Origin of the sequence: Novosphingobium colocasiae, assembly GCF_014652555.1 — a bacterium.
GTDB lineage: Bacteria > Pseudomonadota > Alphaproteobacteria > Sphingomonadales > Sphingomonadaceae > Novosphingobium > Novosphingobium colocasiae.
The window spans coordinates 37080-48137 of the sequence record NZ_BMZA01000001.1; the positions used below are offsets into that span (position 1 = coordinate 37080).

Below are 11058 nucleotides of genomic sequence, written 5' to 3' on the forward strand. Positions count from 1 at the left end.
GCGCTTATTCCGGCTTTTCGGCGATCGCGGCGGTCTGCGCGGCGCGGAAGGCCTTGAGCCTTGCGGTCAGCCCGGCGTCGTTGGATGCCAGGATTGCGGCGGCCAGCAGGCCGGCGTTGGCCGCACCCGCCTCGCCGATTGCCAGCGTGCCGACCGGGATGCCGGCGGGCATCTGCACGATCGACAGCAGGCTGTCCTGCCCCGACAGCGCCTTGGACTGGACCGGCACGCCCAGCACCGGCAGGTGGGTCATCGACGCCACCATGCCCGGCAGATGCGCCGCGCCACCGGCCCCGGCGATCACCACCTTGAACCCTTCGGCCTCCGCGCCCTTGGCGAAGGCGACCAGCCGGTCGGGCGTGCGGTGCGCGGACACGATCCGCGCGTCCCAGGCGACGCCCAGCTTGTCGAGCATGTCGGCAGCCTTCTTCATGGTCGGCCAGTCGGACTGGCTGCCCATGATGATCGCGACGGGCGCGGGCGCGGCGGTCACCGGATCAGCGCTCGGACAGGTAGTAGCGGTCAAGCACCGCCAGATCGTCGGCCAGATCGTAGACGATCGGCTGGCCGGTCGGGATTTCGAGGCTGGTGATCTCCTCGTCGGAAATGCCCGACAAGTGCTTCACCAGCGCGCGCAGCGAATTGCCGTGCGCGGCGACCAGCACCGTGGCCCCGGCCTTGAGGTGCGGCACGATCGTGCTTTCGTAATAGGGCAGGACGCGAGCGATGGTGTCCTTCAGGCTTTCGGTCTGCGGCACGTCGATCCCGGCGTAGCGGACATCGCTCGACAGATCGAATTCGCTGCCGCGCTCCAGCACCGGGGGCGGAATATCGAAGCTGCGACGCCACACCTTGACCTGATCCTCGCCGTGCTTGGCGGCGGTCTCGGCCTTGTCGAGCCCGGTCAGACCGCCATAGTGCCGCTCGTTCAGCCGCCAGTCCTTGCTTTCCGGGATCCACAGGATGCCCGCCGCCTCAAGCGCGAAGTGCAGGGTCTTGATCGCCCGGGTCTGGACCGAGGTGAAGGCGACATCGGGCAGGATGCCCTTGTCCTTGAGCAGCGCGCCGGCGGCGCGCGCCTCGGCCTCGCCTTTCTCGGTCACATCCACGTCCCACCACCCGGTGAAGCGGTTTTCAAGGTTCCACTGGCTCTGGCCGTGACGAAGAAGGATCAGACGAGGCAAAGGACAAGGCTCCCGGACGGGGCGCGGGCCTTGCGGCAGAACCCGGGTCCGGCCGAAACGCGCGCGCGATATCGATCAGGTGCCCCTAGCTTTCGGGGCGGCTTTTGGGAAGCCCGTGCGAATCGGGGTGATCGACCGGCGTGGCGGCATCTTCCATCCGCGCCAGACTGCGCGCCTGCGCCTTGCGCCGGTGCAGGTTCTCGCGCAGCCGCGCGGCAAGGCGCTGCTCGCGGGTAGCCTGCGATGGGGGCGGGTCTGACCGGTCTGCCATGTCCCAGCCATGCCGCCGCGCCCGCCAAAGCGCAAGCAGCGCTTGACAATTCCCCCCTCGCAGACAATAGGCCGCGCCTGCCCGGCACGCCGGGCCCGGAGACGGCCCGCGCGGCCGTTCGATCCGCTGCTGTAGCTCAGTGGTAGAGCGCACCCTTGGTAAGGGTGAGGTCGGGAGTTCAATCCTCCCCAGCAGCACCATTTTCGTTACACAACAGACTGGTGGCCCCCGACGTCCGGCTGGCGGCCGCTCGCGCGCCCTTGTGCGTCGCAACAAAAACTTGCGCCCCTGTCATCGAACCGTCGCGTAACCGGAACGCTGGTGTCACATTAGAACCATATCTGCGCCCCCGCAGACCGGAGCAATCCGGACCATCAGGGGGTCAGATCATCATGAAATCGTCACTTCGCCTTCTTGCCGGGCTGCTTGCCACCTGTTCGGGGGCGACCATCGCCCAGGCCGGGGATATTGTCGGCAACGTCTATGACGCCGGCGGCACGCGCGCGCTGCAATCGGCGACGGTACGGGTCGTCGAACTGGGCCGCGAGGTCGAGACCGGTCGCGATGGCGGTTATGTGATCGCCGATCTGCCGGCCGGGACATATACGCTGGAGGCACGCTATGTCGGGGCCGAGATCACCACGCGCAGCGTGGCGGTACCCGCCAGCGGCCGGGTGGACGGCAACCTGACGCTGTCTGCGATCGGCGGCGGTGATATCCTCGTCACCGGGCTGGCCGCCAACATGACCAGCGCGCTGTCGCGGCAGAAGGCGGCGGACGGGGTCGAATCGGTGCTGACGCGCGATGCCATCGGCCAGTTTCCCGATCAGAACGCGGCGGAATCGCTGCGCCGTCTCCCCGGCATCAACATCCTCAACGATCAGGGCGAGGGGCGCTTCGTTTCGGTGCGCGGGCTTGATCCCAACCTCAACTCCACTTCGGTCAACGGGGTGCGCCTGCCTTCACCCGAAAGCGATGTGCGCCAGGTGGCGCTCGACGTGATCTCTTCGGACATCATCGAATCGATCGAGGTCAAGAAGTCGCTCACTCCCGACATGGACGGCGATACCATCGGCGCATCGGTCGAGATCAACACCACCAGCGCCTTCGATCGCAAGAAGGACTATTACGCGGTCAGCGCCGAAGGGAGCTGGAACGACTATTCCGGCAAGACCACGCCCAAGGGCAGCTTCGACTTTTCCAAGCGGCTGGGCGACGATTTCGGCGTGGCCGGCGGCATCAGCTACTACAAGCGCAAGTTCGAGACCGATAACGTCGAGAGCGATTTCTGGAAGCAGGTGGACGACGGCGCGCCGTACAGCGAATCGCTCGAATATCGCGACTACGACGTCGAACGCACCCGCATCAGCGGCGCGCTGTCGTTCGACTGGCGCGCATCGGACACGACGACCGCCTATGTGCGCGGCAACTGGTCGCAGTTCGACGATCACGAATACCGCCGTCGCACCACGTTCGACCTGTCCGCGTTCGAGGACGATGGCCCGTCGGCCACTGACGGTTCGATGGTCAGCTTCGACAGCGCCGACAACGACATCACCATCGAGCGCGATCTGAAGGACCGCTTCGAGCGTCAGCGCATCCGTTCGGTCGTGCTGGGCAGCAAGACCGATACCGGCACCTGGAAATTCGACTGGTCGGCCAGTTATGCCAAGTCGACCGAGAAGGAGACCTTCTCGCTCGATCCGGTGCGCTTCGCGGCCGACTTTGACGACGAATCGGGCGTGGCGATCGATTTCGACAACGCCGGCAAGTATTACCCGACCTACAGCGTCATCTCGGGCGCGGATGCGGTGAACGACGCCGCCAGTTACACGCTCAACCGCGTGGAACTCACCACGCTGTCCGACAGTCAGGACGAGGAATGGGCGGTCAAGGCCGACCTCGCCCGCACTTTCGCGGCGGACGGCGGCGATTTCACGATCCAGGCGGGCGGCAAGGCGCGCTGGCGCGACAAGTCCTATGACTTCAACATGATCCGCTACAAGAAGTCCAAGGACTTCACCCTGGCCGATGTGCTGGGCAGCCAGACCTATCGCCTGATCGACATGGGGCCGGTGGCGCTCAAGGGGGGAACCGCCGACTGGTTCCGCGCGAATGAAGCCGATCTGTCGATCAACGATTACGCTTCTGCGCTGGATTCGGCGACCAGCGACTATTCGGTTTCGGAAGACATCCTGGCCGGATACCTGCTGGCGCGCTGGGACAGCGACACGATGCGCGTCATCGGCGGCGTCCGCATCGAGCGCACGCGCAACGAAATGGACGGCAATCTGGTGGTGGACGACGAGGACAACCTCGATCTGCCGTCCGTCACGCCGGTGCACTTCGAGCGCAGCTACACCGACTGGCTCCCCAGCCTGACCCTGCGCTATAGCCCCCAGCGCAACCTCGTCGCGCGCGCTGCGGTCTACAAGAGCCTGATGCGCCCGAACCTCAAGGACATCGCGCCCCGCTTCACGGTCAACGAAGATAACGAAGCGGAGGTGGGGAACCCCTATCTCAAGCCTTACCGGGCCTGGAACGCGGATTTCGGCTTCGACTACTACTTCAGCGACAACGCCGGGGTGTCGTTCAACGGCTTCTACAAGTCGATCGACGACTACATCATCAAGACGGTCTACAGCGATTTCACCTTCAATGGCGCGACGTATGACCAGCTTACCATTCCGACCAACGGCGACAAGGCCGAGATCGTCGGCTTCGAGGTCAGCTACAATCAGGCGTTCACGATGCTGCCCGCACCGTTTGACGGTCTGCTGACACAGGTGAACTACACCTACACCGACGCGCGCGGCACGGTGCAGGATGAAGACGGGTTCGCGCGGAAAATCTCGCTTCCGGCTAGCGCCAGGAACACGTTCAACGTGGTGCTGGGCTATACCAAGGGCCCCATCGATCTGCGCGCTGCCGGCTCCTACCGCGATGGGTACGTCGACGAGGTGGGCGACAACCCGGAGGGCGACCGCTACGTCCAGCAGCACTTCCAGCTCGACCTGTCGGCCAAGTACAAGCTGACCGACAACGTGCGCCTGTTCGCCGACTGGGTGAACGTGAACAATGCCAAGTATTTTGCCTATCAGAACTTCGCCGGGGCCCGTCGCCTGCTGCAGTTCGAGGAATACGGCTCCACCGTGAAGTTCGGCGCGCGGGTGACCTTCTGATGCGGGGAGGCTTGATGGGGGCGGGGGCGGTTCTGCCGCTCCTGCTCGCCGCCGCCTGCGCCAGCGTGCCGACGGCACCGCGCCCGTATTACCCGGCGCAGGATGTAGCCGCGAAGGGCGAGACAGCTCCGGTCGGCACCGCCGCCGCCGATGCTGCCGATGATCCGGCGATCTGGCGCAATGCCGCCAACCCGGCCCAGAGCCTGATCGTCGGGACGGACAAGAAGGCCGGGCTCTATGTCTATGGCCTTGATGGCAAGGTGCGCGATTTCGTCGCCGCTGGTGCGCTCAACAACGTGGATCTGCGGGAAGTGACGCTGACCGACGGTACCCGGCGCATCCTGGTGGGTGCCAGCGACCGGACCGACCGGGCCGAGCCGCGCATCGCGCTGTTCTGGCTGGACGGTACCACCGGCAAGCTGGCGGGCACCGGTACGCAAGGGTTCCTGCCCGCAGGCCACGCTCCGGCCGAGGCTTATGGCTTCTGCATGGCGGCGGCGCGGGCCCCGGGCGAACTGGCGCGCGCCTATGTCGTGCTGAAGGACGGCACCGTCGCCGAAAGCCGGCTGGTCGAGGCGCAGGGCCGGATCGTGGCCGAACATCTGCGTGACGTGAAGTTCGCGACGCAATCGGAAGGCTGCGTGGTCGATGATGCCTCCGGCACGCTGTTCGTCGCCGAAGAGGACGCCGGCATCTGGCGGGTGCCGCTCGCTCCCGCCACGCTGACGGCTACGCGCTTCGCCGGCGTCGGCCAGCCCGATGGTCTGGTGGACGATGTCGAAGGGCTGGCGGTCACCCGAGATGGCGCGGGCCGCACGCTGCTTGTCGCCTCCAGCCAGGGCGACAACGCCTATGCCGTATTCGCGGCGGACGATGCGCGCCTGCTTGGCCGCTTCCGCATCGCCCCCGGCCGGTTCGGCGCAACCAGTGACACCGACGGCATCGAAGTGCTGCCCGGCGATTTCGGCCCGGCGTTTCCGAACGGGCTGATGGTGGCGCAGGATGGCGACAACGCCCCGGCGGCGCAGAATTTCAAGCTGGTCTCATGGCAGGACGTGGCGGCGGCGCTGCAACTGCCTTGATCCCGCTTGGCTTCCCGCAACGTGCTTGAGAGTCATGCTGCGCCGCGATATAAGCGGCGCGGGTTTCGATCGGACAGACGGGTGGGACGGCAATCTTGAAGCGGACATGGCAACTTGGCTGCCTGCTTATGGGCATGACCGGCGCGGCGCTGCCGGGAGCGGCGCGGGCCGACGTCATGGAGATCGGCAGCGCCGGCTATAGCTGGACCGCCGGTGGCCCCGCGGCGATGAGCGATCCCACCGCACTGCCGCCCGCTGCGGGCTTGCCGGGCGACACCATGGGGCTTGCCGGGACGGCGGTGTCGATCGATGACGCCACGCCGGGCGAGACCGCGCGGTTTGACGGCATGCTCCATCCGGCCAGCGTCACCGAGGCGCTGGATGCGGCCGGGCCGACCCGCTGGCGCGAAGCGGTCGCCCGCCTTGCCCGCAAGTACGATATCAGCCCGGCCCTGCTCGAAGCGGTGGTCTGGCAGGAAAGCCGCTGGAACGAAGTGGCGCTGTCGCCCGTGGGCGCGCGCGGGCTGGCGCAACTGATGCCGGGCACGGCGGCGCAGATGGGCATCAACCCGTCCGATCCGGCCGCCAACCTTGAAGGCGGGGCGCGTTATCTGCGGATGCAGCTCGATGCGTTCAACGGCAATATCGAAAAGGCGCTGGCCGCTTACAACGCCGGGCCGAACCGGGTGATTGCCGCCGGCGGCATCCCCAACATCCGCGAAACGCGCGCCTATGTCGCCTCGATCATGGCCCGGCTGACCAACCCGGTCAGGCAGTAACACATCCCACGGCCGGCTCAGCCCTCGCCGGTCACGCCATCGCCGTTGCCGTCTTCGTCGGGCAGCTCGACCAGCAGCTTGTCGATCCTGAGGCCGTCCATGTCGATCACCTCGAACCGCCGTCCCTGCTCCACGAAGTGATCGCCCTCGTGCGGCATGCGCTTCATCACCGCCAGCACGAACCCGGCGGCGGTGGCGTATTCGCGGGTTTCGGGAAGGGTCATCCCCAGCCGATCGGCCATGGCATCGGCCGGCATTGCGCCGGAGACCAGCAGCGAACCATCGGTGCGTTCGACCACCATCGGCGAATCGCCCTCGTCCTGGTGGCTGACGAAAGTGCCGGCCAGTGCCGAGAGGATGTCCGAAGGCGTCACCAGCCCCTCAAGGTGGCCATATTCGTCATGCACCATCGCCATCGCCACTTCTGCGGTCTGCAACTTGCGCAGCGCATCCATCGCATCGAGCTGGTCGGGGATGACTTCGGCCTTGCGCATCATCGCCGCGATGGTGAATGGTCGCCCGGCCAGCATCGCCGCCAGCGCATCGCGCACCTTGAGCACGCCCAGCACCATGTCGGGCGTGCCTTCGCTGGCGATCGGCATCAGCGAATGGGGCGAAGCCTCGATACAGGCGCGCAGCGTGGCCTCGTCGGCGTTGATGTCGATCCAGTCGATCTGGTTGCGCGGCGTCATCAGTTCGCGCACAGGCCGTTCGGCCAGCCGCATGACGCCGGCCATCATCGCCCGTTCTTCCTCCTCGATCACCCCGGTGCGGGTGGCTTCGGCGAAGATCATCTGCAGCTCTTCGGCGGTAAGCTGTTCCTGTCCTGCCCCGCGCACCGAAAACAGTCTCAGGATGAGGGTGGAGGAACGGTCGAGCGACCATACGAACGGGGCCATCGCCGTGGACAGCCAGGCCATCGGCCGCGCCATGATCAGCGCCACCGGCTCGGCCATGCGCAGGGCCAGTTGCTTGGGCACCAGTTCGCCGATCACCACGCTGGCAAAGGTAGTGGCGACGATCACCAGCGCAAAGCCCGCTTCGCCGGCCGCGCGCGGCGGCACCCCGGCCAGTTGCAGCCGTTCGCCCACCGGCCCGCCCAGGCTCGCGCCCGAATAGGCACCGGCGACGATGCCGATGAGGGTGATGCCGATCTGCACGGTGCTGAGAAAACGGCCCGGCTGGTCCGCCAGCGCCAGCGCGGCCTTGGCACCGCCGCTGCCCTTGTCCGCCGCGACCTTCAGCCGCGCCGAGCGCGCGGAGACGATCGCCAGTTCCGACATCGAGAACAGGCCATTGAGCAGGATCAGCCCGGCTATGATGAAAAGGTCGGTCCAGGGAAAGGGCGTCACGATGGCCTGGCGCTAGCAGAGTTTGCGGGCAATGCGAAGCGCGCGGGCGCGGGTTTCGGTTCCCGCAGCCGGTCTCGACTGTTCCATGGGAACACTTCGTAGCCCGAACGGTTTACGCCCCAATCATCCATCGGGCATTCATGTCCACTATCGCACGCAAGAAGCAAGGCATCCACGGGATCGCCATAATTAGGAAGGGACACATTCCATGAAGAGATCGCGCCTGTTCACCTCCGCCGCAGCAGCGCTTTCGCTGGTCGCGGTTTCCGCATGCGTCACCGATCCGAACACCGGAGAGAAGAAGGTTTCGCGCACTGCCATCGGCACCGTCGGCGGTGCCGGCCTTGGCTATCTGCTCGGCAGCGTGATCGGCGGCAAGACCGCGCGCATCGCCGGTGCCGGCATCGGCGGCGTTGCCGGCGCAGTGGTCGGCTACCAGATGGACAAGCAGATCAAGGAGCTGAAGGAACAGACCGCCGGTTCGGGCATCGACGTTTCTCAGCAGGGTGACGGCATCCTGGTCAACCTCCCCGACGTCACCTTCGCGGTCAATTCGACCGAGATCAGCCCCGGCTTCCAGGCCTCGCTCGACAAGGTCGCGCAATCGATGGTGCAGTATCCCAACAGCCTCATCGACGTGTACGGCCACACCGATTCGACCGGGTCGGACGCCTACAACATGGACCTGTCCAAGCGCCGCGCCGATGCCGTCGCCCGCTACCTGATCTCGCGCGGCGTCTCTTCCGCCCGCATCCAGACCAAGGGCATGGGTGAAACGACGCCGGTCGCCACGAACGATACGCCCGAAGGCCGCGCGCTCAACCGCCGGGTCGAGATCAAGATCACCCCGGTGACCACCGACGAGGCCGCCGCCGCCAAGTAAGGCCGCAGCGCTCACGAAAACCGACAGGGGGGAGCCGCGGCATCAACCGCAGCTCCCCTTTTTCATGCGCCAAGGTTGGGTGCGATCACGGCCGGCCGACATAGGCCAGCGCGCGGTCGCGCAGGCGGGCCACCGCTTGCGGGTGGATGGCGGGTGATGTCGCCAGCACGCCGAAAGCGCGCGGATCGTGCTTGTTGTAGTTGAGCGGCTGGCCGAAGGCGTCGGTCACCGCCGCGCCGGCTTCGCGGGCGATCAGCGCGGCGGCGGCGATGTCCCATTCGAAGCCCCAGCGCAGCGTTGCCAGCAGGTCCGCCTCGCCCGCCGCCACCATCGCCATGCGCAGCGCGATCGAATTGGGCTGGTCCACCATGACCAGGTCGGCATCGGCGATCGGCAGCCGGACCGCCGGAACCCGCGCGCCCGACAATGCGGTGCGGGCGCTGGCGCGCAGGCGGGTGCCGTTGCGCCAGCTACCCTGGCCCGCCTCGGCATGCCAGAACTCGCCACCCTCGTCCCGCCGTCGCGCCGGCGCATAGAGATATCCGAGCAGCGGCCGGCGGGTGTTCACCAGTGCCACCGATACCGCCCAGCCGGTGCGCCCGGCAATGAAATCGCGGGTCCCGTCGATCGGATCGACCAGCCACGCCAGATCGCCCAGCGTCCGTTCGGGGGCGTCGACCGTTTCCTCGGACAACCACCCGGCCGAGGGCAGCAGCGCCCCCAGTTCTTTCTTGAGATAGGAATCGACCGCGAGGTCGATCGCCGACACCGGGCTGCCCGGGTCCTTTTCCCAGTGATCGAGCGCGTGGCCGTCTCCGGGCCATCCGGCCAGGGCGATCCGTCCGGCTTCGCGGACGATCGATTCGAGTCGCGCGCGATCAATCATGCGGGCAGTCCTTGCGCCAGCCCGGCGGCCAGTGAAATCCTTTTCTTTCGAGCATTCTGTGCCGCCAAGCCGCCGCAGTGCAGCGTCGCGTTCCGAGACGGGCCTTTTCAAGTGCGAAGGGATATGCTTATGCGGCACCGCAATAAGGCTTTCCCCCCGCGCCACCCCCAGGACATCAGCACAAGAAGGCGAGACCGCGATGAACATTCACGAGTATCAGGCCAAGGAACTGCTTGCGAAGTATGGCGTCGGCATTTCTGCCGGCATCCCCGCCCTCACGGTTGAGGAAGCGGTCGCCGCCGCCAAGCAGCTCCCCGGGCCGCTCTATGTGGTGAAGGCCCAGATCCATGCCGGCGGGCGTGGCAAGGGCAAGTTCAAGGAACTCGGCCCCGACGCCAAGGGCGGCGTGCGCCTCGCCAAGTCGGTCGAGGAAGTTGAAGCTTTCGCCAAGGAAATGCTTGGCAACACCCTCGTCACCATCCAGACGGGTGATGCGGGCAAGCAGGTCAACCGCCTCTACGTGACGGACGGCGTTGATATCGACAAGGAATACTATTTCTCGATGCTCGTCGATCGCAAGACCGGCCGCGTCGCCATGATCGTGTCGACCGAAGGCGGCATGGACATCGAGGAGGTTGCCCACAGCACGCCCGAGAAGATCACCACCGTCACCATCGATCCGGCTGAAGGCTTCAAGCCGCACCACGGCCGCGCCGTCGCCTTTGCCCTCAAGCTGACCGGCGATCTCAACAAGCAGGCCCAGAAGCTCTCGAAGCAGATCTACGAAGCGTTCATCGCCATGGATTGCGACATGCTCGAGATCAATCCGCTGGTCGAAAGCAAGGCCAGTGACTCCAAGCCTGCCGAGCTGCTCGTGCTCGACACCAAGATGAGCTTCGATTCGAACGCGCTGTTCCGTCACCCCGACATCTTCGCCCTGCGCGACGAGACCGAGGAAGACCCGGCCGAAATCGAAGCCAGCAAGTACGACCTCGCCTACATCAAGCTCGATGGCGATATCGGCTGCATGGTCAACGGCGCCGGCCTCGCCATGGCGACGATGGACATCATCAAGCTAAACGGCATGTTCCCGGCCAACTTCCTCGACGTGGGCGGCGGTGCCACCACCGAGAAGGTGACTGCGGCGTTCAAGATCATTCTTGCCGATCCGAACGTGAAGGGCATTCTCGTCAACATCTTCGGCGGCATCATGCGCTGCGACGTCATTGCCGAGGGCATCGTGGCCGCGGCCAAGGATGTGAACCTGTCGGTTCCGCTGGTGGTTCGCCTCGAAGGCACCAACGTCGAGAAGGGCAAGGAAATCCTCGGCAACTCGGGCCTTGCCATCGTTCCGGCGAACGATCTGGGCGATGCGGCCAAGAAGATCGTGGCGGAAGTCCAGAAGGTCGCGTGATCTTCGCGCTCACTGGGCAATTGGC

The 11058-nt window shown here is 66.0% G+C and carries 10 protein-coding genes and 1 tRNA gene; 6 read left to right on the forward strand and 5 right to left on the reverse strand.

Translation table 11 applies throughout. The annotated features are described in order from the left end of the window. Positions 1-4: 4 nt before the first annotated feature. The 3 genes from purE to IE122_RS00180 all read right to left on the reverse strand — a co-directional run bounded on the left by purE (position 5) and on the right by IE122_RS00180 (position 1455). On the reverse strand, positions 5-460 hold the full coding sequence (gene purE, locus IE122_RS00170; RefSeq protein ID WP_189619701.1) for a 5-(carboxyamino)imidazole ribonucleotide mutase: 456 nt from the start codon (positions 458-460) through the stop codon (positions 5-7). 37 nt (positions 461-497) lie between these two features. Beyond that, positions 498-1184 carry a 2,3-diphosphoglycerate-dependent phosphoglycerate mutase gene (gene gpmA, locus IE122_RS00175; RefSeq protein WP_189619077.1) on the reverse strand — a complete coding sequence of 229 codons (687 nt, stop codon included), beginning with the start codon at positions 1182-1184 and terminating at the stop codon, positions 498-500. Positions 1185-1269: 85 nt separating this feature from the next. Further along, positions 1270-1455 (reverse strand): hypothetical protein, encoded by a 186-nt coding sequence (locus tag IE122_RS00180; RefSeq protein WP_189619078.1) that lies wholly within the window; start codon positions 1453-1455, stop codon positions 1270-1272. Between the two features lie 125 nt (positions 1456-1580). On the opposite strand from IE122_RS00180, the gene IE122_RS00185 reads away from it, so the two are divergent. The 4 genes from IE122_RS00185 (at position 1581) to IE122_RS00200 (ending at position 6498) form a co-directional block, all read left to right on the forward strand. After that, a tRNA-Thr gene (locus IE122_RS00185) sits at positions 1581-1655 on the forward strand. Positions 1656-1847: 192 nt separating this feature from the next. Beyond that, a complete protein-coding gene (locus tag IE122_RS00190) occupies positions 1848-4637 on the forward strand; it encodes a TonB-dependent receptor (protein ID WP_189619079.1) in 2790 nt (929 codons plus the stop codon). Between the two features lie 14 nt (positions 4638-4651). Beyond that, positions 4652-5719 carry a phytase gene (locus tag IE122_RS00195; RefSeq protein WP_229813594.1) on the forward strand — a complete coding sequence of 356 codons (1068 nt, stop codon included), beginning with the start codon at positions 4652-4654 and terminating at the stop codon, positions 5717-5719. Between the two features lie 134 nt (positions 5720-5853). Further along, a complete protein-coding gene (locus IE122_RS00200) occupies positions 5854-6498 on the forward strand; it encodes a lytic transglycosylase domain-containing protein (RefSeq protein ID WP_229813595.1) in 645 nt (214 codons plus the stop codon). Positions 6499-6515: 17 nt separating this feature from the next. Here the strand turns inward: IE122_RS00200 and IE122_RS00205 are convergent, their stop codons facing one another. Then, on the reverse strand, positions 6516-7850 hold the full coding sequence (locus tag IE122_RS00205) for a hemolysin family protein (RefSeq protein ID WP_189619081.1): 1335 nt from the start codon (positions 7848-7850) through the stop codon (positions 6516-6518). A gap of 208 nt (positions 7851-8058) precedes the next feature. Between IE122_RS00205 and IE122_RS00210 the strand changes: the two genes are divergently transcribed. Continuing rightward, positions 8059-8733 (forward strand): YiaD family glycine zipper/OmpA-like lipoprotein, encoded by a 675-nt coding sequence (locus IE122_RS00210; RefSeq protein WP_189619082.1) that lies wholly within the window; start codon positions 8059-8061, stop codon positions 8731-8733. A gap of 85 nt (positions 8734-8818) precedes the next feature. Here IE122_RS00210 and IE122_RS00215 read toward each other — a convergent pair whose 3' ends face one another. After that, positions 8819-9619, reverse strand: a complete 801-nt coding sequence (locus IE122_RS00215) for a 3'(2'),5'-bisphosphate nucleotidase CysQ (RefSeq protein WP_189619083.1) — start codon at positions 9617-9619, stop codon at positions 8819-8821. Between the two features lie 199 nt (positions 9620-9818). On the opposite strand from IE122_RS00215, the gene sucC reads away from it, so the two are divergent. Beyond that, positions 9819-11033 (forward strand): ADP-forming succinate--CoA ligase subunit beta, encoded by a 1215-nt coding sequence (sucC, locus tag IE122_RS00220; protein ID WP_189619084.1) that lies wholly within the window; start codon positions 9819-9821, stop codon positions 11031-11033. Positions 11034-11058: the final 25 nt, after the last annotated feature.